Origin of the sequence: Bacillus sp. L75 (assembly GCF_003676355.1) — a bacterium.
GTDB classification, from domain to species: Bacteria; Bacillota; Bacilli; order Bacillales; family Bacillaceae; genus Bacillus; species Bacillus velezensis.
The window spans coordinates 285,817-311,872 of the sequence record NZ_ML064903.1 but is presented as its reverse complement, the minus strand read 5'-3'; the positions used below and the strand labels follow the sequence as shown (position 1 = coordinate 311,872).

The following is a 26,056-nucleotide window of genomic DNA, read 5'->3' as shown; positions in this document are numbered from 1 at the left end:
TCTGCTAACATATCTTCGGCAAGAAGATGAGTAAACCAATGATACACGATATCACGGCAAAGACGCAAACGGCTCCGGCGGCCGCGTCCTTTGCCGCTTTTGCGAGCGGGTGATACTGATCGGTAACTAAATCCACAACATGCTCTATCGCCGTATTTAAAAGCTCCAAAGCAAGCATCCCTCCGATCAGCACCAAAACAACGGCCCATTCGGCTGTGCTCAGCCCGGTGAGAAAACCGCAAACGATAACGGCGCAGGCCGCGGTAATATGAAATTGAAAATTCCGCTCTGACCGCGCCGTTTTCCAGATTCCCCTCCATGCATGGACAAAGCTCTTCAGGAACCTGCTCCACTCGTTTTTATGATCTCGTGAGTCCATACTCATCCAGCAAATCCTTTTGCTTTGAAAACATTTCTTCCTCTTCTTCTTTTGTCATGTGATCATAGCCAAGCAAATGCAAAAAGCCGTGCACGGCCAGAAAACCGAGCTCTCTCATAAACGAATGGCCGTACTCTTCCGCCTGCTCTTTCGTTCTGTCTGCGCTGATGATAATATCTCCTAAAACAGGCGGCATGTCGGCGCCTATGATTTCAACCTCGTCTTCGCCTTCTTCTTCAAGCGCAAACGAAATGACGTCAGTCGGAGTGTCTTTTCCCCGGTAGTCTCTGTTGATTTCTCTGATTTCCTCATTTGTCACAATCGTGACCGATACTTCAGCCTGGTCCTGAATGCCTTCTTTTTCCGCCGCGAATTGGAGCAGCTTCTCCACTTCTTGGAGCGCATCAGCTGAGACGCTGTTCGTTTCATCAACAATATCTATGAGTAAACTCATTTATTTCACCTTCTTCGTAGCCTCCGGATATTCAATCCGGGAGTGGAAAATTCCTTTTAAAGTCGCACATAGTGTTTTTGCGATCGTATCCAGTTCTCGGAACGTGAGATCACATTCTGAGAATTGTCCGTCCTGAAGCTTATCGGATATAATTCCCCGCACCAGTTTTTCGATCCGCTCGGGATTGGGATTATGCATGGAACGGACGGCGGCTTCAACGCTGTCGGCCACTGAGATAATAGCCGCTTCTTTCGATTGCGGCTTCGGCCCCGGGTAGCGGAACTCTTTCTCTGTAATCTGGTCGCCCTTTTCTTTCGCTTTATAATAAAAGAATTTTAAAAGGGACGTTCCGTGATGCTGCTCCGCGATATCCACAAGCTCTTTCGGAAACTTATAGCTTCTGAGCATATTCGCACCGTCTGTCGTATGTGCAATAATGATATTTTTGCTGAGCTGAGGAGACAGCTTGTCATGCGGATTATCCATATTCATCTGATTTTCAATAAAATATTGCGGACGTTTCGTTTTGCCGAGATCGTGATAATACGCTCCGACCCGTGCTAAAAGACCGTTTGCCCCTACGGCTTCACAAGCCGCTTCCGACAGATTTGCCACCATGACGCTGTGATGATATGTACCGGGTGTTTCCGTTAAAATCTTTCGAAGCAGGGGATGATTCGGATTAGACAGTTCAATCAGCCTCATTGTTGAAAGAATGCCGAATCCCGTCTCAAAAAACGGCATCAGACCGATAATCAAAACGGATGAAGCAAGTCCCGAGACGACCCCCATCAGCATCAGCGTTCCGATTTCAACCGGTGACAGCGCCGTATTTTGTATTAATAAAAGCGACAGCACGATAATCATATTAATAAATGAGACGAACAGTCCCGTCTGCAATATTTTTGATCTCGCATTATGTTTTCCCAAAAACAGAATGCCTGAAATGCTGCTGATTAAATAGTAAATGCCGATGACGTAATTAAATGTTCCCGTCACACCCTGATTAAACATCATACTGCCGCAGATCGCCAGAATGATGCTTCCTAAAATGGCGAGCCTTTCATTGAGCAGCAGCCTGATTAAAATCGCGCCGGCGGCGATCGGCACAAGATAGCCGATATTGGTGTATTCAATCTTCTGAAAGAGACTGACGACTTCCATAATGACGAGAATAAGCGTTGTAATGATAGAAAACAGCAAAAGAGATTTATTTTTCAGCTTAAGCTCCTGCTGCTGTTTCTCAAAATAGTAGACAAGCGTGGCAATAAACAGGCCGATCATCAGAAGGAGACCGCTGATCGGTTTTAACAGGTTGGAATTATTCAAAAGACCCGTCAGTTCAAGCTTCCTGTATACTTCCCGGTCAATCAGGTCATTCTCTTCCACGAGAACCTGTCCCTGTTTGATCTGTACCGGCTGGACGCTGTCTGACGCTTCCTGGCGTTTTTCATCGGTCGCTTTCGGATCAAAAACGTAATTCGGGATGACCGCGTATTTTCCGATTTCAGTCGCAGCCGCTAAATATTTTGACGGCACAGAAGCGCTTTTCAGCTCTTTTGCGACCTTATCCTTCGCTTCAGCAAGCTTTTCAGAAGGAATTTCACTGCTCATCACCGTATTCACCGCGGTAATGACGGAATCCCTCACAAATGAGAAATCTTCATTGTTTGCATGGAGAAGCGATTTAATGGCATCTTCCGAGACAGATTCATTGACATCCTGTGTCAGCTTGTTTTTCACCGATTTTACCAGTGATTTTTCCGAAGGTGACTTTTTGTCTTTTTCCGCATCTTTTTTCACTTCGCCGATGCTGTCAAAAATGGAAGTAATCAGGTCAAGCCGATTGTCGGTATAGCCTTTTTTCAGAGTGTATTGATCTTCCACCGCATCTTCGGCCGCCTGTTTTTTCGATTCCGTCGCCTGCTGATCTTCCACTGTGGCGGGCGCGTAAATCGTCTTATCACTGACTGCAAACAAATCCAAATTAAGTGATTCAGGTTTTACATGAATAAAGAGCAAACCAAACATGATCGCTGAAAGCAGCAGGTACAGCAGCACATGGGCTGAGCGGGCATGTCTGAAACTGCGGAACCGTTCCCGGGCGCTTTTGCCCTTTCCCTTCTTTTTCAAAACAAGAACCTCCTCCCTGAAACATCAGGAACACATCATATAAAAATGACCCGATAACGGGAGATCGGGTCATTTTTGCATTACTTTTGCTTATCATAAGCTTCAATAATTTTTGCAACAAGCGGATGCCTGACCACATCTGTCTGGTCAAGTTCAATCACGGAGATGCCGTTTACGTCCTTCAGCATGTCCTTCGCTACTGCAAGTCCCGATGTGACGCCTTTCGGCAGGTCAATTTGGCTTACGTCGCCCGTAATGATCATTTTAGAGCCAAAACCCAATCTCGTCAAAAACATTTTCATTTGAGCGGGAGTGGTATTCTGGGCTTCATCAAGAATCACATACGCGTCGTCAAGCGTCCGCCCTCTCATATAGGCAAGCGGGGCGATTTCGATAACCCCTCTTTCCATAAGACGCTCCGTATGGTCGCTTCCGAGCACATCATGGAGCGCATCATACAGCGGGCGCAGATAAGGATCTACTTTTTCCTTTAAATCTCCGGGCAGAAAACCGAGGCTCTCGCCGGCTTCCACAGCGGGTCTTGTTAAAATGATTTTTTTAATGTGGCCGTTTTTTAAAGCATGCACCGCTTTTACGACCGCCAAATAAGTTTTGCCGGTTCCCGCCGGCCCGATGCCGAACACCATGTCGTTTTTCTTCATCGCCGCCACATATTCTCTTTGGCCGATGGTTTTGACACGGATCGGTTTGCCTTTTGCCGTTTTCGTTATTTCCTCTTCATACATGCTTTCAAAATAGTCCAGTTCATCTTTTTTTGCCATTTTCACGGCATACAGCACATCACGTTCCGAAATCTCGATCCCCTTGCGAATTAAAGTAAGGAGCGAGCCCAATAATCTGTCAGCGATCTCAAATGTTTCATCATTCCCGGAAACGTAAATGGTTTCACCGCGTGTGATGAGGCTAATGCCCAGATCCCTCTCCATTAAATGTAAAAAAGCATCTTGGCTGCCGAACAAAGAAAGTGCTTCGTCCGGGCTTTTCAGTTTGTGATTAATCGCAAGTAAATGTTCTGCCATTCTTTAGTCTCCCTGAACAATAGGTGTGGTTTGAACGATATCTTCTATAACTTGGTAGAGAATAATCAACTTTACTTTACCATTCTCAACGGATTGGTGCAAAACTTTTTCACTTTCCACCTCTCCGCTGCCGTTTAATCGCTTTTCTACATCTTGTCTTCCCATTTTGATACCGGCCTGAACCGCTTCGCCTTTCGTATAAGTCCGCACGGATGTTTCACTTTCTCTTGTCTGTTCTGAAACGTAAGAAACCGGAAGCTTCATCCCCAGAAATTGAAACGGATGCTTTTCTTCCTCTGTTTTCGGATGTTTCAGCGGCTCCTCATTAAACCCGAAGCCCCAAAAAGGCACGCCCCATGATCCGAAAGACAGCTTGTGCTTCGTCCTTACTTTACCCGTATATAGCGTAAATGATGTTTCAAGGGGCACGGTTACTTCTGACTTGTACCATGTTTCTCCGTAAATTTCCGCTTTTGAGGCGACTTTCCGGTCTTCATTTCCGATCAGTCCTGAGACGAGGAGCTGTCCTTTGTCAACATGATCGTTCACAAAAGCCATCGGCTGCCCCTTTTGCACGAACATCCTTTTGATGACCGCCTTCTTTTTGGCAACGATATGGCGGGGGCTCACGTACTTTTCTTTTGTCGGTTCGTTCTTTTCGACCACTTTCATATGAAGGGCTGTCCCGTTCAATTCCACACCGACCCACGTAATATTATCGATGCCGTTTGTTAATGATTTTTGAATTTTTTCCGGCGTCATCATTAAAAATTGCAAACGGCCTTTTTTCACACCGATTTCTTCAAGGTGCTTTACCATCTGATGCTCGGTTTCTGGCTTGGCCCCTTTAATATCAATTTCCCAAATCATGTTGGACAAAAGAAACAATATAACAAAAAATATCACAAATCCCGCAGTGAAGCCCAGATTTAATTTTGATTTGAGAAGCAGAAAGGGAAGACCCTTTCTTTTTGTAAAGCTTGCTTTGCATTCATGTTTTCTGATGACTCTTCTGAAAGCATGTACATCTTGAAGCTGAATCATCAGCAGAACACAGTCTTGCTTTTTTTTCACCGCAAAGATGGCGATTCCGTTTCTCGTGCATTCATTCAGCAGCCGTTCAATCCCTTTTCCTTTGACTTCCATTTGGACTTTACCCGAAAAAAATGACAGCCATTTGTTTTTCACATTATTCCCCCCCGGCTTTATGAATCGACATATCGTACGTGATCTATCGTGCCTTCCAAAAGGATTTCCTCAGGAAGGATTGCCTTAATGACCAAGTTTTTTCCTGATATGATACACTGCCCCTGCTTGAGCATCAGCCTGACTTCTTCTTCACTGAACAGCAGGAGGCCTCTGTGATTCTCTATGTAGATATGAAGTCTGCCGACCATCGTAATACGAGGCAGATCCATCATAACGTCCGGGGGAATTTCCAATGCTCTTGTCAGCCATGCCTTTACACGATTCTTTCTTTGCCCCATAAAAAAAGAACCCCCTTTCATCTCATATGTATGATTTGAAAAGGGGTTCTAACACTTTATTTTTTACCGATGTTCCGCATGGTCCGGTGCGGTTTTTTTGCACGGGGCGGACCCAAAACCTCACTGAATATAATGCCTTGGACCGCAGTTTCTTTATTTATTTTGAGGGCTGATTTCTTCAGAGACGCGTTTCGTGCGCGTGCGGATGTCAGCTTATGTTCGAGCCCGTTAAACATCTGCTCCGTCTCCGCTAGGCGCTTTTCAGCTTCCCTTCTTTTTTGCTCAAAAGGGTTCTCTTCTGAAACGGCAGGCAATTCTTCCGCTTCCGGCTTATGCTCTTTCTGCGGCTGTTTTTGATCCTGCTTTTTTGCCTGATTTCCGGGACGTGTACCCGGCGGACGTTTTTCATCTTTGTTTTTCTTGCCGAATATTGCCGATATAATGCCGATGACGGCGGCAATGACGAGCGGATTTGTCAGAATCTCGTGCATATAGCGGCTCCCTCCTTAATAGAGAGGTTATTGTTGGTCTTCATCTTGCTGGTCATTCGTCAGCTTGCCGATAGAATCCCTCATGTCCGTATCCGCGTCGATATTTTTTATGTTCATATAGTCCATGACGCCGATGTTTCCTTCACGCAACGCTTCTGCCATCGCAAGCGGCACTTCGGCTTCTGCTTCCACGACTTTTGCACGCATTTCTTCTACGCGAGCGCGCATTTCCTGCTCTTGGGCGACCGCCATGGCGCGGCGCTCTTCGGCTTTGGCCTGCGCAATGTTTTTGTCTGCTTCTGCCTGATCCGTCTGAAGAATCGCTCCGATGTTTTTGCCGATATCCACGTCGGCGATGTCAATCGAAAGAATTTCAAATGCGGTGCCTGAATCCAGCCCTTTGCCAAGTACGGTCTGCGAAATCATATCAGGGTTTTCAAGCACTTTTTTATGATTGTGTGAAGAACCGATTGTCGAGACAATCCCTTCTCCGACACGGGCGACAACCGTCTCTTCTCCCGCTCCTCCGACAAGGCGCTCAATATTGGCTCTAACCGTGATTCTGGCTTTTGCTTTTACTTCAATTCCGTCCATGGCGACACCCGCGATAAACGGTGTTTCAATGACCTTCGGATTAACGCTCATCTGTACGGCTTCCAATACGTCACGCCCGGCCAGGTCAATGGCTGCGCAGCGTTCAAATGACAGCTCAATATTGGCGCGCTGTGCCGCAATCAGGGCATTGACCACCCTGTCGACATTACCTCCGGCCAGATAATGGCTTTCGAGCTGATTTGTTGTTGCGGATAGGCCGGCTTTGTGCGCTTTAATTAACGGATTGACAACGCGGCTTGGTATGACGCGCCGCAGCCTCATCCCGACCAAAGTGAAAATGCTGATTCTGACTCCTGCCGCAAGCGCCGAAATCCATAGCATCACCGGTACAAAGGTGAAGAATATGGCTAACACAATAATGGCAGCAGCAACTAATGCTAAAATCGCCAAACTTGACAGTTCCATCTAATTCCTCCTCAAGGTTATCATCTATATTTCTCTCACGACAATGCGTGAGCCTTCCGCTTTCACTACTTTCACCTGTCTGTCTTTTTCAGTGAATGATCCTTCCGAGACGACATCCAGACGTTCATCATCAATAATGACGGTGCCTGACGGTCTGAGGGCTGTAGCGGTAACGCCGACTTTTCCCAACAGCTCCGTCCGGTTCTGATTTGAAACATAACCGCTCTCCGTGCTTGTTGAATCAGTTAATATTAATTTTTTAAAGAATTTCATTCGTTTCCCCAACACCCTTGTTAATATGATAAAGGCTGTAATAGACACAGCAATGGCGATCAAGAGAGAAACCGCCATGACGGTAAAGCTGCCCGCAGCGAGAAAGAGGCTCGCGATGACGCCTGCAATACCGATAAGACCGATTATGCCTCCGGGCAGAAATATCTCTAAAAGGATAAAAACCAAGCCCGCGCAAAATAAGAATACGCTGTCATAGCCGGCGAATCCGGCAGCGATATGCCCCGTGAAAAACAGCAGCATGGCCGTCAGTCCGACGGCACCCGGTATCCCGAGGCCCGGCGAGAACAATTCAATGGTCAAACCAAGCAAAGCAAGCGTTAATAAGACGGGGACAACAAACGGATTTGTCAGCCATCTGCCCAGTTTGCCGATGAAACCTTCTTTTGCATGGTGAACATCCGCTTTGTCAAAACCGAGCTTTGTATATAAAGCATCAAGGTCTGAAACCGTGCCCTCCGAATATCCGACTTCCTTGGCTTTTTCAGCTGTCAGTGTCAGCAGTTTTCCCTTTGGGGCGCCCGCTTCCTTTGCATTAATGGCGGGATCTGCCATGGCTAGGGCGTATTTCGGATTTCGGTTGTTTTTAACCGCTGCGTCCTCCATTTCTGCATGCCACAGTGATTGGGCCTTTTTGTCTGCCGCGTTTCCCTTTCCGTCGATGATGGCTGCGGCACCCATTTTTCCGCCCGGCGCCATATAGATTTCATCTGCCTGAAGCGCTATATACGCTCCGGCAGAAAGCGCCCGTTTATTAACGTAAGCGGTAACAGGCACATCCGCGCGGCCGATGATATCCGCAATATCCAAGGCTGATTGAACGGCGCCTCCCGGTGTATTGATGTCAAGAATAATGTGTGACGCGCCGGACTCCTTCGCTTCTTTGAAAGAACGCGATAAAAACGAGGCGAGCCCCTGTTCGACATTTTTCTCAACCGGGATGACATAAACCGATGGGTGATCAGCTTTCGCGTTCAATTGAACCCCTAATAAAGATAATACAAATAAGCCCAATAGAGCAACAGCAATTCCGTTTTTTTTTCGGAACAAGGCAAATATACCCTCCTTCCCATTTCGTTCTTCTTTATATACGTAACAAATGTACTTTAGTTTCATTTTTTTATGTATAAAAAAAGACATCTCTCAAGGAAAGATGTCTTTTTTGTCAATTAAGATAATTGACTGCTGACAAGTCTGTTAATTACGCTGCCGTCAGCTTTACCTTTTACTTTAGGCATAATAGCACTCATCACTTTGCCCATGTCCGCTTTGGAGCTCGCACCGACTTCAGCGATGGTTTCATTTACGATTGTCTGCAGCTCTTCTTCAGAAAGCTGCTTCGGTAAATAAACTTCTAAAATGTCCAGCTCTTTTTGAACTTTATCTACTAAATCTAAACGATTAGCGTTTGAAAATTCATGGAGGGAGTCTTTACGTTGCTTAAGTTCACGAGATAGGACAGTAAGTTCCTCATCCTCGGTCAAACTGTCTTTCTTAAGCTTAATTGCTTCGTTTTGAAGTGAAGCTTTCACCATTCGAACGACAGTCAGTTTGTCTTTCTCACGGCTTTTCATATACAGCTTCATATCTTGGTTAAGTCGCTCAAGAAGACTCATAAATCCACCCTCTTTTAGAATTTGCGTTTTCTAGCAGCTTCTGACTTTTTCTTGCGCTTTACGCTAGGTTTTTCATAAAATTCGCGCTTTCTTGCTTCTTGCAAAGTACCTGTCTTTGATACACTGCGTTTGAAGCGACGAAGAGCATCTTCAAGCGATTCGTTTTTTCTAACGACCGTTTTTGACATTCTCTTTCCCTCCCTCCGAATACACCAATCGACTACCTTTAAAAAGATACATATATAAACATGTACTTTGACATTATAATATAAGCCATCAGTCAGGTCAACTAAGCGAGCTCACTTTTCCGTCATGAATAAGGCTGCTTGTCTATATAATGATGGAAAGGGGTGTTTCGTTTGATGATACTGATTCTCTTTACCGCACTTATCCTGGTTTTTTTACTCGGAATGAGCCTGCTCAGGCAGGGCCTGATCGCCTTAACGTATTCAAAAATTGAGAAGAGCCTGCTCTTATTTACCGACCACCCTTTGAAAGCTTTTCTCATAAGCATCGTATTCACCGGTTTTCTTCAGAGCAGCTCAGCCTTCATGGTCATTGTCATCGGCTTTGTCAGCGCAGGCGCTTTATCTTTTAAACGGACCATTCCGATGATTCTCGGCACGAATGTCGGCTCCACGTTTACGACGGAGTTTTTAGCCATAAAGATGGATGTGCTCATTTGGGTGCTTTTTATCGGAGGCCTTGTGTTTATCCTCCTCCGTAAATATCCGTTCAGGCAGATCGGCATAAGCTTCCTCGGTCTCGGCATCATCTTTTTTTGCATCACATGCTTCAGCCGGCTCGCCGTTCCGCTGACAGAAATGAAGGCGGGGGCGGAGGTATTGCGACATGTGAATGATTCGAGCTGGTCCGCTCTTTTTATCGGTATGATATTGACGGCAATCATTCATTCAAGCTCCGTCTGCATCGGCATTTTGATGAGTTTTATGAACGAAGGGGTGATCGGCATTGAACAAGCGGTCAGCGTCGTTCTGGGATCTAATATCGGGACATGCGTCACGGCCGTCATGGCTGCTGTTTCAGGCGGTTATGCCGCCAGACAGACCGCCGGTGCTCACGTTGTGTTTAATATTCTCGGCGTGCTGCTCGTATTTCCCTTCCTGTCCGCATCAGCAGGTTTTACGGAGCGCCTGTCTGATGATCCCGCGCAGATGATTGCGCATTTCAGCCTGTTATTTAACGTAGTCACCGCCTTATTGTTTCTGCCGTTCACACATTTGTTTTACCGGCTGATTGACAGGCTGATTCCTCCGAAACCGTAAAAAAACCGATGCGGGAAGGCACCGGTTTTTTTATCAGTTATGAAGACATGCGCATGTTTCGGGTCATTTCATCCTCAACGACGCGGACGAATTGTCCTTCGTTATACGGATAGCCCGCTTTTTGAATTTTGACTTTGACAAGTTTGCCGATTACATCTTCCGTGCCTTTGAAGACGACTTTCATGTAATTGTCCGTATAGCCGACGAACATGCCCTCCTCATCAGACTCTTTAAACGCCTCTTCCGGAATGATTTCCAGAACCTCTCCTTCATAATCGGAGGCGTATTCTTTTGCAAGCTGGTCAGACAGCGCGATCAGCTTATGCACCCGTTCGTTTTTCACGTTCTCGTCAACCTGGTCTTCCATTCTGGCTGCAGGTGTTCCGGTGCGTTTGCTGTAAGGGAATACGTGAAGCTCTGAAAACTTATGTTCTTTAATGAACCGGTATGTTTCCATAAATTCTTCTTCCGTTTCTCCCGGGAAACCGACGATGACATCAGATGTGACGGCCAGACCCGGCAGCGCTTCTTTCAGCTTATTTAAACGGTCCGCGAAAAATTCCATCGTATATTTGCGTCTCATCCGTTTCAGAACGGTGTTTGATCCTGACTGAATCGGGATATGAAGGTGACGGACGATTTTATCAGACGCATCCAGCACTTCAATCACTTCATCAGTGATTTGGCTTGCTTCAATAGATGAAATTCTGATCCGCTTCAATCCTTCTACACGTGTATCAAGCTCGCGGAGAAGCTTGGCGAAATTATAATCTTTCATATCTTCGCCGTAGCCGCCCGTATGAATCCCCGTCAGGACGATTTCTTTATAGCCGGCATCCACCAGCTGCTGCGCCTGTTTAATGACTTCTTCCGGATCGCGGGAACGAAGCAGGCCGCGCGCCCAAGGGATAATGCAGAACGTACAGAAGTTGTTGCAGCCCTCTTGGATTTTTAACGACGCTCTTGTGCGGTCAGTAAAAGCGGGAACATCCAGCTCTTCAAACACGCGTGCTTTCATAATATTGCCGACGCCGTTGATCGGCTGGCGCTCTTCCCTGTACTGCTCAATGTAACCGAGCATTTTTTCACGATCCTGCGTGCCGACGACGATGTCAACACCCGGGATGGCCATAATTTCTGCCGGAGAGGTTTGCGCATAGCACCCTGTTACGCAGATGACGCCGTCAGGATTTTGGCGGATCGCCCGTCTGATGACTTGACGGCTTTTTTTATCTCCCGTGTTTGTTACCGTACATGTATTAATGACATATACATCTGCTGTCTGTTCGAATTCTTTTCGTTCATAACCCGCATCTTTAAACAGCTGCCAGATTGCTTCTGTTTCATAATGGTTGACCTTGCAGCCAAGGGTATGAAAAGCAACAGTTGCCATTACTGATCACCTCTTAATAACTCTGTATGATAGGAAACTGCGCTTAACGCGTAAAGAGGCGCAGTTTCAGTCCGTAAAATTCTCGGTCCGAGGCCGCATAAGACGGCGCCTTTTTCTGAAAGCTGATGAACTTCAGACTCAGTCAGACCGCCTTCAGGGCCGAATACGATTAAAAGAGACGAACCTTGCGGAAGGCTTTTGAGCTCCGCAGCGAAAGCGCCCGTTTCTCCCTGCTTTGATGACTCCTCGTATGCAACGACACATTTATCGACATTCTCCGCCATTTCAAGCAGCTGCCGGAACGTATGAACGGTTTTCACTTCGGGAATTTCATTGCGGTACGATTGCTCCGCCGCTTCCTTCGCGATTTTCGCCCATCTCTCCCGCTTTTTCTTTGCCTTTTTGTCGTCTAGCTTAACGACGGATCTGGCGCCTTGAAAAGGGATGAACATACTTGCCCCCAGCTCGGTCCCTTTTTGGATAATCCATTCAAGCTTATCGCCTTTCGGGAGGCCGCTTGCGATCCTGATCTTCAAAGGCAGTTCACGGTTTTCACCCGTCCATTCAGCAATGCTGCATGATATATGATCTTTAGAAACCTCTTTTAGCAGGCATAACGCTTCATGGCCGTCTTTCGAACAGCAGATAATCCGGCCGCCCGCACTCATTCTCATGACGTTCGCTATATGGTGGACGTCTTCCCCCGTGATTTGAAAATCGGGAGTTTCGTCCATCTCCTGCTTCGTGAGCTCGATAAAATATCGTTGCATACGCTGTGACACCTACTAACTGTTATTTTTTCGCGATGATGCTGACCCAATCTTCCATAGACAGAATTTCTATGATGGTAAAGCCGGCTTTTTCCAACGCTTCTTTTACTTCCTGTTTTTTCTGGCCGATAATGCCTGAAGTAATAAAATGGCCTCCGTCTTTGAGCAGGTCGTACGCCTGTGATGTAAAGCGGAGAATCACTTCCGCCAAAATATTTGCGACAATGACATCATGTTCGCCCGTGATGCCGTCTAACAAATTGTTCTGCTTCACTTCGGCCGTATCACTCACTTTGTTCAATTTCACATTCAGACGCGCACTTTCAACAGCGACCGGATCAAGGTCATACGCATGAACCGACTCGGCCTCAAGCATGGCGGCCGCGATGCTTAAAATTCCTGAACCGGTGCCGACATCAATTATACGGTCGCCTTTTTGAACGATACGCTCAAGCGCCTGAATGCACAGAACCGTTGTCGGATGCGTTCCCGTACCGAATGCCATACCCGGATCCATTTCGATAATCAGTTCATCTGTATGAACAGGTGTGTACGTTTCCCAAGTGGGAACGATCGTGAACTTTTCAGAAATTTTCACAGGATGATAATACTTTTTCCAAGCTGTCGCCCATTCTTCTTCATTAACTTCAGAAATGGTGATTGTGTTTCTGCCCAAATCAATGTCGTACAAAAGCAGATTATTAATCGTCTCTTTAATGCCGTCCACCGTTTCGCCGAGGAAACTGTTGATCGGCAGATACGCTTTGACAATGACACCCTCATCGGGGTAATCATTGGGGTCGAGCTGGTAGATTTCCCCGTAAACATTCTCACGCTCTTTCATTAAATCAAGCGGATCTTCGATGACAACCCCGCTCGCACCAGCTTCATGCAAAATATTTGAGATGGGTTCGACCGCTTCATGTGTTGTGTGAATGCTGATTTCGGACCATTTCAAAACTACCAACTCCTATCCAATCATTACTCGCCTTTAAATGCGCGTTTTACTTTGTCAAAGAAACTCATTTCTTGTTCATCCGGCAGGTTTCCGCTGACTTCAGCGAACTCGCGGATGATGTCTTTTTGTTTGTCTGTCAGATTCGTCGGTGTGACGACGCGGACGACAATGTGCTGGTCGCCTTGTCCGTAGCCCCGGACGTTCTGAACGCCTTTGCCTCTTAATCTGAATTTCGTGCCTGTTTGTGTGCCGGCAGGTATTTTCAATTTCACTTTTCCGTGAAGCGTCGGCACTTCCACTTCGTCTCCGAGTGCCGCTTGGGCAAACGTTAACGGCATTTCGCAATAAATATCGTCTCCGTCGCGCTCAAAGAACTCGTGGGCGCGCACATGGAATACGACAAACAGATCTCCCGCCGGCCCTCCGTTTACGCCCGGTTCACCTTGGCCCGGAACGCGCAGCTGCTGTCCGTCATCCACACCGGCAGGAATCGTGACATTGATTTTTTTCCGTTTTTTCACTTTGCCCGTGCCGCCGCAGTCAGAACACTTGTTTTTGATGATTTTTCCTGTTCCTTCACAGTGGTGGCAGACTCTTCGGTTAACCACTTTGCCAAACGGCGTGTTCTGTTCGACGTTCAGCTGGCCAGAACCTCCGCAGTGCGAGCACGTATCCGGCTTTGTTCCCGGCTTCGCGCCAGACCCTTTACATGTTTCGCAATTCTCTTCGCGCGGAATTTCAATGATCGTTTCTTTCCCGAAAGCCGCGTCTTCAAATGACAGGGTCATTGTATACTGCAGATCCGCGCCTTGCCGCGGCGCATTCGGGTCACGGCGTCTCGTGCCGCCTCCGAAGATGCTTGAGAAGATGTCATCGAAACCGAAGCCGCCGAAGTCTCCGCCGCCTCCGAAACCGCCGCCGAATCCCTGGTTAGGGTCTGTATGGCCGAATTGGTCATATTGAGCGCGTTTTTGGTCGTCTGAGAGCGCTTCGTACGCTTCTTTTACCTCTTTGAATTTTTCATCTGCTCCGGATTCTTTATTGATATCAGGATGATATTTTTTTGAAAGCTTCCGATAGGCTTTTTTGATTTCATCCTTTGAAGCGCTCTTACTTACCCCAAGCACTTCATAGTAATCACGCTTACTCATCTCGCTTCACTCTCCCGAATTTCTCACATAAATTAGATTGTATCATTTTGAATTATGTTTTTTCAATTCCTTTTATCCCGGGCAAGAAAAAAAGTCAAAGCCAAGAGATGCCTGACTTTGACTTTCTGTCTGTTGAATCAGAATATGATGTGTGTTCTTCCGCCTATAGCCATGCGGGACAGAACTTATTTTTTCGTTTCGTCGTCTTTTACTTCTTCGTATTCCGCATCGACAACGTTGTCATCCGCTTTTTTGCCTTCAGCGTTTGCTCCGCCTTCAGCCTGCTGCGCTTTCGCCGCTTCTTCGTAAAGCTTCATAGAAAGCTCTTGAACGATTGTTTGAAGCTCATCTTTTTTCGCTTTGATGTCTTCAATTTCGTTTTTCTCGATAGCGGCTTTCAGCGCGTCTTTCGCGTCGTTTGCTTTTTTCACTTGCTCTTCGTCCACTTTGCCTTCCAGATCTTTTAATGTTTTTTCCGTTTGGAACACAAGCTGGTCAGCTTCGTTGCGGACTTCGATTTCTTCTTTTCTCTTCGCATCAGCGTCAGCGTTTTCTTCCGCTTCTTTTACCATGCGTTCGATCTCATCATCAGAAAGACCTGAAGAAGATTTGATAGTAATGTTTTGTTCTTTTCCTGTGCCTAAATCTTTCGCTCTTACGTTTACGATACCGTTTTTGTCAATATCGAAAGAAACTTCGATTTGCGGTACGCCGCGCGGTGCAGGCGGGATATCAGTAAGCTGGAAGCGGCCGAGCGTTTTGTTGTCGGCAGACATCGGGCGCTCACCTTGAAGCACGTGAATGTCAACAGCCGTTTGGTTGTCAGCTGCAGTTGAGAATACTTGAGACTTGCTCGTCGGAATTGTCGTGTTGCGATCGATCAGTTTTGTGAACACGCCGCCCATTGTTTCAATACCAAGAGAAAGCGGTGTAACGTCAAGAAGAACAACGTCTTTTACGTCTCCCGTGATGACGCCGCCTTGAATCGCTGCACCCAGCGCTACAACTTCATCAGGGTTTACGCCTTTATGCGCTTCTTTACCCGTTTCTTTTTTGATTGCTTCCTGTACGGCAGGAATACGTGTTGAACCGCCGACAAGGATAACTTTGTCGATTTCGCTCGCAGAAAGATCCGCATCTTGAAGAGCCTGACGGACAGGAGCCATTGTGCGCTCAACAAGGTGAGCGGAAAGCTCTTCGAATTTAGCGCGGGTCAGTGTCAGCTCAAGGTGAAGAGGACCTGCTTCTCCCGCTGTGATAAATGGTAAAGAAATTTGTGTAGATGAAACGCCGGAAAGATCTTTTTTCGCTTTCTCAGCCGCATCTTTCAAACGCTGAAGCGCCATTTTGTCTTTTGAAAGATCAATGCCGTTTTCTTTTTTGAATTCTGCTACGAGATGATCGATGATGACTTGGTCAAAGTCGTCCCCGCCAAGACGGTTGTCACCGGCAGTTGAACGGACTTCAAACACGCCGTCGCCAAGTTCAAGAACAGATACGTCAAACGTACCGCCGCCAAGGTCGTAAACAAGAATTGTTTGGTCTTCGTCCGTTTTATCAAGTCCGTATGCAAGCGCTGCTGCAGTCGGCTCGTTGATAATACGCTCTACTTCAAGACCGGCGATTTTACCGGCATCTTTTGTCGCTTGGCGCTCTGCATCGTTGAAGTATGCAGGAACCGTGATAACGGCTTTTGAAACTGTTTCGCCGAGGTAGCTTTCAGCATATGCTTTCAGATGCTGAAGGATAATAGCTGACACTTCTTGAGGCGTGTAGTCTTTTCCTTCGATTTCCACTTTATAGTCAGTACCCATATGGCGTTTGACAGACATGATTGTGTTAGGGTTTGTGATGGATTGGCGTTTTGCCACTTCCCCTACTTGGCGCTCGCCGTTTTTAAATGCAACGACTGACGGAGTCGTACGGTTTCCTTCAGCGTTGGCGATAACTGTAGGCTCTCCGCCTTCAAGCACTGCCACACATGAGTTTGTCGTACCCAAGTCAATTCCGATTACTTTACTCACTTTGAATTACCTCCTGCTATGTAGTTATTGATTCACTTTTACCATTGAAGGACGAATGACGCGATCCTTCAGTTTGTAGCCTTTTTGCAGTTCTTCGATAACAATATTGCTGCCGAAGTTTTCATCTTCCACCTGCATGACGGCTTGGTGAAGGTTCGGATCAAATTCCTGGCCGACAGCTTCGATGGCTTGAACGCCTTCTTTTTCAAGTGCGTCCATCAGCTGGCGGCGGACCATTTCCATACCTTGCAGCAAGCTTTTTGTCTGCTCGCTTTCAGCTTCTACCTGTAACGCCCGTTCAAAGTTGTCGAGCGCCGGAAGGATTTCCGTTACGACGTTTTGAGAACGGTATTTCTGAGCAGCTTCCATTTCAAGGCGGCTGCGTCGTTTATAGTTTTCAAAGTCTGCTTGAACACGCAAAAGCTTGTTTTCTTTTTCATCAAGCAAACCCTGCAATTCATCAATTTGGTGCTGAAGGGCTTCTTCCTGACCTGCCGTTTCTTCATGCTGCTCTTGTGAAGCGGCTTGTTCTGCCTGTTCTGTCACTTCTTCTTGTTCTGCTGCTTCAACCTGTTCTGCGGTTTGTTTTTCTTCTGACATTGTGTTCACCTCCCTCAAATGCTGTAAAAAGATGACTGAAAATGATTGCCAAAATTCCCTTATTCATCATACAAACTTGTGAATGCTTTTGACAAGTCCGAAGTCACGTGCTGCAGCAGGCTGACGACTCTTGAATAATTCATGCGCGTCGGCCCGATAATGGCGATTGATCCGATCTGTTTCGTATCAACTGTATAGGTGGCCGTGATTAAGCTGCAGTTTTCCATTTCTTCGTAGTCGTTTTCTTTCCCGATTTTGATTGAAATCCCGGCTTTTGATGACTGAAACAGCTTCAGAACATCCTGCTCTTTTTCAATTAAAGATAAGAGCGAGCGGACCCTTTCAATATCATGGAACTCCGGCTGATTCAGCATGTTGATCTTTCCGCCGAAAAACAATTTCTCAACGTGGGCCGCCGGATGGAATGTGGAGCGGAGCGATTCAAGTATGCTGTCATAGTTGGCGATATGCTGCCTTAAATATGTGACAACCTCTTTGAAAATGCGCTCATTCAGTTCGTCCATCGGCACGCCCGCTAATCGATCGTTTAGTATATTGACCAGTTTTTCAATATCGGCCAAATCCACTTTAGCCGGGAAATTGATGGTGCGGTTTTCGACATGCCCCGTGTTCGTGACGAGAATGGCGACCGCCTTATCCGGCTGGATCGGTACGATTTGAATCTGTTTAAGATAGTTCTCGCTCAGCGTCGGCCCGAGGACAATCGATGTGTAGTTTGTCAGGTCGGACAGGATTTGCGCTGATTTTTGGACTGTTTTTTCCAGCTCGAAGATTTTTTCTTTAAATATCGAGTGAATTAAATCCAGATCGGTTTTTGTCAGCTTGACGGGTGACAGCAAATGATCGACATAATACCTGTACCCTTTTTCCGACGGAATCCGTCCTGAGGATGAATGGGTTTTTTCAATAAAGCCCAATTCCTCCAAGTCAGCCATCTCGTTTCTGATCGTTGCAGAGCTGAATGTAATCTCGTCTTTTTTTGAAAGAGTTCTTGATCCTACAGGCTGCGCTGATTGTATAAAATCATTAATAATCACTTGCAGGATCAACAGCTGACGATTTGTTAACATCATCATCACCCCTGTTAGCACTCAAGGTCAGCGAGTGCTAATTCTATATCAAAAGTAACAAACCAAAAGAAAAATGTCAATTATAACTCACCCAAAAAAGCGCCAAAAACCTCATTTCCTAATAATTTGCCCTCATGCGTTAATGCAACCGATTCTTTCGTGTCACAAATCAGGCCTTTTTCGGTTAAATCTTTGAGAACATCGGGAAACAGTTCGTCGACCGAGCGTCCGAATTTATCGAGAAAAGCTTGCTTTTGTACGCCGGACATTTTTCTGAGACCGAGGAACATTTCTTCTTCAATCTGCTCCTCACGTGTCACCTCGTGCGTGTCACGGTAAGGCAGCCCCTTTTCTTCGATGAGCTGCATGTAATGTTTCACAGGCCCGGCGTTGACGGTGCGCGTGCCGCTGATATATCCGTGAGCGCCTGCGCCAAAACCGAAATACTCTTCATTGCTCCAATACGTCAGATTATGCCGCGACTCGTATCCGGGCTTTGCAAAGTTACTGATCTCGTATTGAAGGATGCCCGCTTCACTCATCTGCCTCATGACCGTTTCATACATCTCGGCCTCTTGTTCTTGCGCCGGGAGATGCAGGCGGCCTTTTTGCATTAAATTATAAAACACCGTTTTCGGCTCTACGATCAGCGAGTAAACGGAATAGTGCTCTGCATCAAGAGACAAAGCCGTTTTGACGGAATTGTCAAGATCGGCCAGCGTCTGACCCGGCAGGCCGAACATCAAATCGAGACTGATGTTGTCGAAGCCGAGAGCCCTCGCACGTTCAAAGGAAGTGAATACGTCCTTTTGTTTATGCACTCTGCCGATTTTTTGTAAAAGCTCATCTTCAAAGGTTTGAACACCGAAGCTCAGCCGGTTGACACCGGCATTTTTCAGGATTTTTAATTTTTCCGGAGACAAATCATCCGGATTCGCTTCCGCGGCAAATTCTATGAGTCCGTCAGAAGGCTTCAGCACGCGGTGAATGGAATCCATCAATTTTTCCAGCTGGACGGGTGAGAGCGATGTCGGCGTGCCTCCCCCGATAAAAATCGTGCGGAGATCAGGGCGTCCCGTCCGTTCTATTGTATTTATCATTTCCTTTTCGAGTGAGTTTAAGTACTCATCGACAGGCTGGCTCTGAATAAAATATTTATTGAAATCGCAATAGTGGCAGATATGCTCACAAAACGGAATATGAATATAAGCTGATTTCATTTTGAAACACCTTCTTCTTTACAGAAAGAAGCCGCAGCGCGGGACTGCGGCGGCTTCCGTTATTTTTTCGGGCTGTCATCCATTTTAAGAACGGCCATAAACGCTTCCTGCGGCACTTCTACTGAGCCGACCTGCTTCATCCGGCGTTTTCCTTCTTTTTGTTTTTCAAGAAGCTTCCGTTTCCGCGAGATGTCTCCTCCGTAACATTTTGCAAGGACGTTTTTCCGCATGGCCTTAATGGTTGAGCGGGCCACGATTTTCTGTCCGATCGCCGCTTGAATCGGTACTTCAAAGTGCTGACGCGGAATAAGCTCTTTCAGTTTTTCCACAATTACTTTTCCGCGTTCGTACGCGTAATCGCGATGCACAATAAATGAAAGGGCGTCGATTTTTTCTCCGTTCAGCATAATGTCCATCTTGACAAGTTTAGACGGTTTGTAGCCGATCAGCTCGTAATCGAAAGAGGCGTATCCTTTCGTGCTGGATTTCAGCTGATCAAAAAATTCATATACGATTTCCGCAAGAGGCATCTCATATACAATGCTGACCCGGTTGGCGTCTAAGTACTGCATATCGATAAAGTTGCCCCGTTTCCCCTGACAAAGCTCCATAACCGCTCCGACGTAATCGTTCGGAACCATCATCGTCGCTTTGACATAAGGTTCTTCCACCCGCTCTATTTTTTGCGGGTCAGGCATGTTTGACGGGTTATCCACGATGATCTTTTCGCCGTCCGTCATATAAACGTCATAAATAACGCTCGGTGCGGTCGTGATAAGGTCAATTTTAAATTCCCGTTCAATCCGCTCTTGAATGATTTCCATGTGAAGCATTCCTAAAAAACCGCAGCGGAAGCCGAAGCCGAGGGCTTGTGACGTCTCCGCCTCGTATTGAAGAGATGAATCGTTCAATTCAAGTTTTTCCAGAGCCTCGCGCAAATCATTATATTTGGCTGTGTCAATCGGATAAAGTCCGCAGTATACCATCGGATTGAGTTTGCGGTAGCCCGGAAGCGCTTCTGCCGCAGGCTTAACCGCGCTCGTGATCGTATCACCGACACGGGTGTCGCCGACGTTTTTGATTGCGGCTGTCAAATAGCCTACGTCACCGACTGTCAATTCGTCAGCCGGCTGCGCTTTCGGCGTGAAGACGCCGACTTCGATGACTTCAAACTCTTTTCCGGTTGCCATCATTTTAATTTTCTGGCCCGGTTTGACCGTTCCTTCTACGACTCTGATATACGCGACGACTCCGCGGTACGCGTCATAAAGCGAGTCAAAGATGAGCGCTTTCAGCGGAGCTTCCGGATCTCCCGCGGGAGCCGGCACTTTTTCTACGATCTGTTCTAAAATGTCTTCGATGCCGATGCCCGCTTTCGCTGAAGCGAGGACGGCGTCTGAAGCGTCAAGGCCGATAACGTCCTCAACCTCTTGACGCACACGTTCTGGCTCTGCGCTCGGGAGATCGATTTTATTAATGACAGGAAGAATCTCAAGATCATTATCAAGCGCCAGATAGACGTTCGCCAATGTCTGCGCTTCTATTCCCTGAGCCGCATCAACAACGAGAATCGCGCCTTCACAGGCAGCCAGGCTTCGCGAAACTTCATATGTAAAGTCGACGTGTCCGGGCGTGTCGATGAGATGAAATATATATTCTTCTCCGTCTTTTGCTTTGTATTTCAGCTGAACGGAATTTAATTTGATGGTAATTCCCCGTTCGCGTTCAAGGTCCATTGAATCAAGCAATTGTTCTTTCATTTCCCGCTGGGTGATCGCCGATGTTTTTTCTAAAATCCGATCCGCCAAGGTCGATTTGCCGTGGTCTATGTGGGCGATGATGGAGAAATTCCGGATTCTTGACTGCCTCTCTAAACGCTTTTCTTTATCTGTCACAATCTATCACTCCTACTATTAAACGCAAAATACACTAGCTTAGATTATATCAATAGGATTGTAAACATTCAATTAAAACAAGAAAGAGAAAAGCTTCCTTTAAGGAATCATCCGCTTTTCTCTTCATCAATGCTAACGGTTCAGTTTCGAAACCCACTCATACATCGCCTGCGCCGAGTCCGTCACGGTATTTGAAAGGGTTTCTCCGGCTTTTGAAAACAGGTTGAAGGTTTCCGCCTGTTCCAGCTGTTTTTGTTTTTCTTCCAGATCTTTCGCCGTAACGGTTTGCCCCAAAATGGAAGCTTCTTTTTCCTGTCCTTCTCCGCCGCCGAGCGTGAATGCTCCTTTTAAGGAGGGATCTTTGTATCCTTTCATATCAAGCATTCCGCTGTTTGCCTGCTGCATGCCGAACAAAACGCCGAAAAACATGACAATGGCGATCAGCAGGCATTTGCCGGTAAAACGGATCATTCGAATCACCTGATTTCTATTGTTTTTTCTTCTCTCCTGATTGCGAGCTGACCTTTTCTGCATCCCAGTACAGTTCGCTGAACACATCGGCCACGGCATCTGATGCACGCCTCAGTTCTTCAAGATTGTTATCCACGCCCCCGAATTCCAGCAGAAGCGACCGGTCGTTTAAATCCTGGTTGTATACTCCATTATCTCCCGGAGAGCCTTTTGATAAAACACCGACGCTTAAGCCGGGGTATTTTTTCTCCATGAGCTTATGAAGTTCACTTGCGAGTTTATAGTTTTCTTCAAAATTAGCGCTTTTTTTGCCGACGACGATGGCGACTCTGGCATAGCTTTTTCCTTTGATGTCGGCTGTCGTATTTTTCTTGCGGCGGGAATCCCGGTGAATGTCTATGGTATATTGCAGGTTTTTATTTTTGGCGAGCGCGCTTTTTACGACCGGCCTTGATTCGTCGTAGCTTCGCGCATAATTTAAACCGTCTTTGTTCAGACGGGCCTGAATGTCGGTTTTATCTACGGTCGCTCCTACACCTTGCGCTTCAAGCGCTTTTCCGAACATATCTCCGACAAGTGTGACATTGGCCTTCGAATGGCGGGCGTTATCCGGATTTGTTTCCCCCTTTAACAGAGGAAGATAGGATTCAGTATTATGAGTGTGGTAAATAAAAACGACTTTTTTGCTGCCTGTTGAATGTTTCGGCGGCGCCGTTTCTTCTTTTTTCGTTTTGTTTTCGATTTCTGCCAGGTTCACTTCTTTTTCTTTTTCCATCACCTTTGACGGCGGCGGAGATTCAGCCGGCATATTCGTATAATCCGTCCCCTGCCCCGCCAGAAGGATCTCCGTATCGTATTGGGCAAATCCCGGCAGCTCACGTCCCAAGAAACTCCGCGGGTCTTCCATATTAATGCTTGTCGCCAGTTTTAAGGAAAGCCGGGACAGCTGAAAAGAGTCTTTTTCAGGAAGCTCTGAGGCGAAATAATGATTTTCCATGCCGAGGAGGTGTGCAAACGCGTCACCCGGAAGTTCTCCGGCAATCCCGTGAAGAGAATCCGAAGAAAGCCTCAGTTCAGGGCGAAGCGATGTGAGCACACCCGATAATACGAAAATAACGATAAGGCTTGTCATAAACAAAAACATGCCCTTGAGCGCATTTCCACCGTTTACTGCAACGACAATTTGACGGTTTCTGCGTTTTTTTCTCATGATTTGAATCCCTCCAGCGCTTGTCTAGTAATTACTCTATGAACAAGCTAGAGGAGGTAGAACTCATTTTAATGATTATAAGAACCTTTGTTATCTTGTGACACTTTTTCATGAAGGGCGGTGTTTAACCCGTTTGCAAGTACGTTCGCCATATCATCAATAAAGGTGTCAATCTCCTTCGGCGTGACCATCAGATTATGGCCGAGCGGAGAAAGCACTTCGTGAATCAGCTGGCGTTTTTCGTTTTCGTCCAGCGTGCCGACAATACCGAGAAAGGATTGGCGTTCTTTTTCTCCCGGAAGGTCTTCGTCTGTCAGCACCTTCTTTTTGCCGAAGTTCATTCCGGCGGGCACCAGAGATCTTGACGGGCTGTCATCTTTCATCTCTCTTCCGAAATGTTTTAATATATAATCCACCGTATCGCTTGCGATCGTAACCGCGTCAACAACAGTCGGTACCCCGATTGCGATGACGGGAATGCCGAGCGTTTCCTTGCTTAATTCTTTTCTCTTATTGCCGACGCCTGATCCCGGGTGAATGCCAGTATCAGAAAATTGGATGGTCGTGTTCACCCTTTCAACGGCTCTTGCCGCAAGAGCGTCTACCGCGATCACAAAATCCGGCTTTGATTCTTTGATCACACCTTGAATAATATCGCTCGTTTCAATTCCCGTTAATCCCATCACACCGGGAGCAAGCGCGCTGACCGGCCTGTACCCTTCCTGCACGTTTTCCGGCTGAAGCCTGAACAGATGCCTTGTCACAAGAAGGTTTTCGGTCACGAGAGGGCCGAGCGCATCCGGCGTCACATTCCAGTTGCCCAGACCGACGATCAAACAGCTTGCATCCTTTGGAATCTTTAATGCCGACAGATAGGCGGAAAATTCCTCGGCAAACACTTCCGTTACTTTTTCCTGCATGTCAGAGTCGTGTTCCCGGACCCCTTGAGCCTCGATCGTGACATAGCGTCCCTGCTTTTTCCCCGATAGCTCGGCGCCTTCTTTGGTAATATCGACGGTTCTGACTTTAATGCCGCCCTTGTCGCGTTCTTTTTCAATAAACCCGTTTATTTCTTTTTTCTGACCGGCTTGTCCGTCTTTTACCGCCTGTTTCGTTTCTACCGCTAAATCCGTCCGTATCAGAAATTGATTGACATCCAGTTCGTTGTTTTTCACAGGGAAGACCTCCTTCAATCATCGTGGTACATAGTGTGGCCATTTACAAAACGAATCATGCGAATTTACCCATCAACGAAAAATACTTTACATTTATATTGCAATCTAAAGTTCTGTTTGATAGAATACAATTTGTTCTATTGTGAAGAAGATTTAACCTTAAGACACTGTGCTACAGGTTGTATCTTAGGAGGTGAAACACATGCCAAACATTAAATCAGCGATTAAACGTACAAAAACAAACAACGAACGCCGCGCTCATAACGCGACAATCAAATCTGCTATGCGTACTGCAATCAAACAAGTTGAAGCTTCTGTTGCTAACAACGAAGCGGATAAAGCGAAAACTGCTCTTTCTGAAGCAGCGAAACGCATTGATAAAGCAGTGAAAACAGGTCTTGTACACAAAAATGCCGCAGCTCGATACAAATCTAGACTTGCGAAACAAGTGAACGGACTTTCTGCATAATACAAAAACGATCCCTTTAACGGGGATCGTTTTTTTCATTCAGTGCGGAGAAGCTCAAGGAGAAAGAGCTCCAGCAAGAGCTGCTTGTCCTTTTTCCCCGTTTTCATTTCATAGTCCATCACTGCGAGTCTTTCTATAATACGCCGCAGCTCTTCTTCTGAAAAAAGCCTCGCCTGATCCATCGCCAACTTTACCCGGAAGGGGTGCACCTTTAAGTTGGAAGCGATTTGCTTTTGGCCGTATCCTTGTCCCGCAAAATACTTCGTCTGCATAATCAGACGGAATTGGTTGGCGATCAGCGCCATAATTTTGATCGGTTCTTCGTTTTGTTTTAAAAGATCATAAAATATTTGAAGACTTTCCGTCCGTTTTCGGTTCACGATTTTGTTGATCAGCTCAAAAATATTCTGCTCCAAACTTCTTGCGACAAGCTCCCGGACATCTTCAAGCGTGATCTCATGTCTGTCACCGGTGTAGGCGGAGAGTTTTTGTATTTCCTGATATATGGAAGACAGATGACCGTTTGCAAGCAGAACCAAATGCTCGGCAGCTTCTGTATCCATCGTTTTATTTTCGGATTTCGCCAGATTAATCGTAAAATCAGTCGTCTCCTTTGCATTCAGCTCCTTAGCTTCAATCATAAGGGCTTTTTGCTTCAGCGCTTTCGTCAGCTTTTTCCGTTCGTCCAGCTTCTCGTACGGAGCCACAATCACAAAGACCGTATAAGGTGCAGGCTCCTTCAGATAAGTCTCCAGAGCGGCTGTATTATGCTCTATTTTTTCTTTCTTTTTTTCCCCTGTTAAAAAAGACGGATTTTTTACGATGACCAGCCGCTTCTCCCCCATAAACGGAAACGTTTCCGCATCGGTTACGGCCTGGTCAAGCGGATCTTCTTCAAGATCAAAAACAGACAGGTTAAAATCCTTTGTCTCCTCATCAACGACAGCTTGTCTGATCCGGCTGACAGTTTCTTGGAGCAGATACGTTTCTTTTCCGTATAAACAATAAACGGAGCGGACATCCCCTTTTTTCAGGGCTTTCCAAACATCAAATACCATGATCGTATGACTTCCTCTCTTTCTTGATCCCCTTCTATCCTAAATTGAGTTCGGCAATTAGTAAAGAGGAAGCTTTAAGGACAGCTTCCTCATTTATAATAAACGCCTGATTCACAAGCTCCCGGGTCTGCTTGTAAAAAGGCGATAATCACAAGAACAGAAAACGTTACCATCACTTCTAGATTTTTCAAAACAATTCCAGTATACTTAGGGAAGTCAGGAGGGATGAAATTGAATGATTTTGAAAAAAACGTTCAAAGCAAACGAAATGATGCTGTTGACTCAGCTGTCGGTTTTGTCGTGTCCTTCGGATTTTTCGCCTTTTTGTTCGTGATGGCAACAGCCATCCATCTTATCGGCTCTTAGCCGCATTC

Annotated in this window: 25 protein-coding genes and 3 pseudogenes; 3 read left to right on the top strand and 25 right to left on the bottom strand. The window is 46.4% G+C overall.

Going from position 1 to position 26,056, the window contains the following annotated elements; genetic code table 11:
• Positions 1 to 4: 4 nt before the first annotated feature.
• The 11 genes and pseudogenes from D5S11_RS07745 to rpsU all read right to left on the bottom strand — a co-directional run bounded on the left by D5S11_RS07745 (position 5) and on the right by rpsU (position 9,099).
• Positions 5 to 379 (bottom strand): diacylglycerol kinase family protein, encoded by a 375-nt coding sequence (locus D5S11_RS07745; protein ID WP_003152974.1) that lies wholly within the window; start codon positions 377 to 379, stop codon positions 5 to 7.
• The gene (gene ybeY / locus D5S11_RS07740; RefSeq protein ID WP_020956091.1) at positions 360 to 833 is read right to left on the bottom strand and encodes an rRNA maturation RNase YbeY; all 474 of its coding nucleotides are present in this window, start codon (positions 831 to 833) and stop codon (positions 360 to 362) included. Before ybeY ends, D5S11_RS07745 begins: the two co-directional genes overlap by 20 nt.
• A complete protein-coding gene (locus tag D5S11_RS07735) occupies positions 834 to 2,966 on the bottom strand; it encodes an HD family phosphohydrolase (RefSeq protein WP_007408284.1) in 2,133 nt (710 codons plus the stop codon).
• Positions 2,967 to 3,046: 80 nt separating this feature from the next.
• Complete coding sequence (locus tag D5S11_RS07730; RefSeq protein WP_047935964.1) at positions 3,047 to 4,006, bottom strand: PhoH family protein; 960 nt, start codon at positions 4,004 to 4,006, stop codon at positions 3,047 to 3,049.
• Positions 3,970 to 5,194 (bottom strand): annotated as a pseudogene (yqfD, locus tag D5S11_RS07725) (sporulation protein YqfD). Before yqfD ends, D5S11_RS07730 begins: the two are co-directional and overlap by 37 nt.
• A 17-nt stretch (positions 5,195 to 5,211) precedes the next feature.
• Positions 5,212 to 5,493: a sporulation protein YqfC gene (gene yqfC, locus D5S11_RS07720; RefSeq protein WP_003152966.1), complete on the bottom strand. Its 282-nt coding sequence runs from the start codon at positions 5,491 to 5,493 to the stop codon at positions 5,212 to 5,214.
• Between the two features lie 56 nt (positions 5,494 to 5,549).
• A complete protein-coding gene (locus tag D5S11_RS07715; RefSeq protein ID WP_007408281.1) occupies positions 5,550 to 5,984 on the bottom strand; it encodes a hypothetical protein in 435 nt (144 codons plus the stop codon).
• 27 nt (positions 5,985 to 6,011) lie between these two features.
• The gene (gene floA / locus D5S11_RS07710) at positions 6,012 to 7,004 is read right to left on the bottom strand and encodes a flotillin-like protein FloA (protein WP_007408280.1); all 993 of its coding nucleotides are present in this window, start codon (positions 7,002 to 7,004) and stop codon (positions 6,012 to 6,014) included.
• 24 nt (positions 7,005 to 7,028) lie between these two features.
• The gene (locus D5S11_RS07705; protein ID WP_053103975.1) at positions 7,029 to 8,345 is read right to left on the bottom strand and encodes an NfeD family protein; all 1,317 of its coding nucleotides are present in this window, start codon (positions 8,343 to 8,345) and stop codon (positions 7,029 to 7,031) included.
• Between the two features lie 119 nt (positions 8,346 to 8,464).
• Positions 8,465 to 8,911, bottom strand: a complete 447-nt coding sequence (locus tag D5S11_RS07700) for a GatB/YqeY domain-containing protein (protein WP_007408278.1) — start codon at positions 8,909 to 8,911, stop codon at positions 8,465 to 8,467.
• A 14-nt stretch (positions 8,912 to 8,925) separates the two neighbouring features.
• The gene (rpsU, locus tag D5S11_RS07695; RefSeq protein WP_003152957.1) at positions 8,926 to 9,099 is read right to left on the bottom strand and encodes a 30S ribosomal protein S21; all 174 of its coding nucleotides are present in this window, start codon (positions 9,097 to 9,099) and stop codon (positions 8,926 to 8,928) included.
• A gap of 171 nt (positions 9,100 to 9,270) precedes the next feature.
• Here rpsU and D5S11_RS07690 point away from each other — a divergent pair, with 171 nt between their 5' ends.
• Positions 9,271 to 10,197, top strand: coding sequence for a Na/Pi symporter (locus tag D5S11_RS07690; RefSeq protein ID WP_007408277.1), 927 nt, complete (start codon positions 9,271 to 9,273; stop codon positions 10,195 to 10,197).
• Positions 10,198 to 10,234: 37 nt separating this feature from the next.
• Here the strand turns inward: D5S11_RS07690 and mtaB are convergent, their stop codons facing one another.
• The 12 genes from mtaB to gpr all read right to left on the bottom strand — a co-directional run bounded on the left by mtaB (position 10,235) and on the right by gpr (position 24,155).
• Entirely contained in the window at positions 10,235 to 11,590 is a 1,356-nt protein-coding gene (mtaB, locus tag D5S11_RS07685; protein WP_007408276.1) for a tRNA (N(6)-L-threonylcarbamoyladenosine(37)-C(2))-methylthiotransferase MtaB, read from the bottom strand.
• Positions 11,590 to 12,360 (bottom strand): 16S rRNA (uracil(1498)-N(3))-methyltransferase, encoded by a 771-nt coding sequence (locus tag D5S11_RS07680; protein WP_015417848.1) that lies wholly within the window; start codon positions 12,358 to 12,360, stop codon positions 11,590 to 11,592. The genes mtaB and D5S11_RS07680 overlap by 1 nt, the downstream gene beginning before the upstream one ends.
• Positions 12,361 to 12,382: 22 nt before the next feature.
• The gene (gene prmA / locus D5S11_RS07675) at positions 12,383 to 13,318 is read right to left on the bottom strand and encodes a 50S ribosomal protein L11 methyltransferase (RefSeq protein WP_015240238.1); all 936 of its coding nucleotides are present in this window, start codon (positions 13,316 to 13,318) and stop codon (positions 12,383 to 12,385) included.
• A gap of 23 nt (positions 13,319 to 13,341) precedes the next feature.
• A complete protein-coding gene (dnaJ, locus tag D5S11_RS07670; RefSeq protein ID WP_003152895.1) occupies positions 13,342 to 14,469 on the bottom strand; it encodes a molecular chaperone DnaJ in 1,128 nt (375 codons plus the stop codon).
• A 185-nt stretch (positions 14,470 to 14,654) separates the two neighbouring features.
• Entirely contained in the window at positions 14,655 to 16,493 is a 1,839-nt protein-coding gene (gene dnaK, locus D5S11_RS07665) for a molecular chaperone DnaK (RefSeq protein ID WP_007408273.1), read from the bottom strand.
• A 24-nt stretch (positions 16,494 to 16,517) separates the two neighbouring features.
• On the bottom strand, positions 16,518 to 17,093 hold the full coding sequence (grpE, locus tag D5S11_RS07660) for a nucleotide exchange factor GrpE (RefSeq protein WP_020956094.1): 576 nt from the start codon (positions 17,091 to 17,093) through the stop codon (positions 16,518 to 16,520).
• A 59-nt stretch (positions 17,094 to 17,152) separates the two neighbouring features.
• Positions 17,153 to 18,184 (bottom strand): heat-inducible transcriptional repressor HrcA, encoded by a 1,032-nt coding sequence (hrcA, locus tag D5S11_RS07655; protein WP_003152889.1) that lies wholly within the window; start codon positions 18,182 to 18,184, stop codon positions 17,153 to 17,155.
• 80 nt (positions 18,185 to 18,264) lie between these two features.
• A complete protein-coding gene (gene hemW, locus D5S11_RS07650) occupies positions 18,265 to 19,404 on the bottom strand; it encodes a radical SAM family heme chaperone HemW (protein ID WP_108724813.1) in 1,140 nt (379 codons plus the stop codon).
• A 59-nt stretch (positions 19,405 to 19,463) separates the two neighbouring features.
• Positions 19,464 to 21,299: a translation elongation factor 4 gene (lepA, locus tag D5S11_RS07645; RefSeq protein ID WP_012118023.1), complete on the bottom strand. Its 1,836-nt coding sequence runs from the start codon at positions 21,297 to 21,299 to the stop codon at positions 19,464 to 19,466.
• A gap of 132 nt (positions 21,300 to 21,431) precedes the next feature.
• Positions 21,432 to 21,770, bottom strand: coding sequence for a YqxA family protein (locus D5S11_RS07640; RefSeq protein ID WP_007408270.1), 339 nt, complete (start codon positions 21,768 to 21,770; stop codon positions 21,432 to 21,434).
• A gap of 16 nt (positions 21,771 to 21,786) precedes the next feature.
• Positions 21,787 to 22,980, bottom strand: a complete 1,194-nt coding sequence (spoIIP, locus tag D5S11_RS07635) for a stage II sporulation protein P (protein ID WP_007612673.1) — start codon at positions 22,978 to 22,980, stop codon at positions 21,787 to 21,789.
• A gap of 68 nt (positions 22,981 to 23,048) precedes the next feature.
• Positions 23,049 to 24,155, bottom strand: a complete 1,107-nt coding sequence (gene gpr / locus D5S11_RS07630; RefSeq protein ID WP_007408268.1) for a GPR endopeptidase — start codon at positions 24,153 to 24,155, stop codon at positions 23,049 to 23,051.
• A gap of 202 nt (positions 24,156 to 24,357) precedes the next feature.
• Here gpr and rpsT point away from each other — a divergent pair, with 202 nt between their 5' ends.
• Complete coding sequence (gene rpsT, locus D5S11_RS07625; protein ID WP_003152876.1) at positions 24,358 to 24,624, top strand: 30S ribosomal protein S20; 267 nt, start codon at positions 24,358 to 24,360, stop codon at positions 24,622 to 24,624.
• A 16-nt stretch (positions 24,625 to 24,640) separates the two neighbouring features.
• Here the strand turns inward: rpsT and holA are convergent.
• Positions 24,641 to 25,682 (bottom strand): annotated as a pseudogene (gene holA / locus D5S11_RS07620) (DNA polymerase III subunit delta).
• A gap of 34 nt (positions 25,683 to 25,716) precedes the next feature.
• Positions 25,717 to 25,873, bottom strand: a pseudogene (locus D5S11_RS07615) (hypothetical protein).
• A gap of 40 nt (positions 25,874 to 25,913) precedes the next feature.
• Here D5S11_RS07615 and D5S11_RS07610 point away from each other — a divergent pair.
• On the top strand, positions 25,914 to 26,048 hold the full coding sequence (locus D5S11_RS07610; protein WP_003152870.1) for a YqzM family protein: 135 nt from the start codon (positions 25,914 to 25,916) through the stop codon (positions 26,046 to 26,048).
• Positions 26,049 to 26,056: the final 8 nt, after the last annotated feature.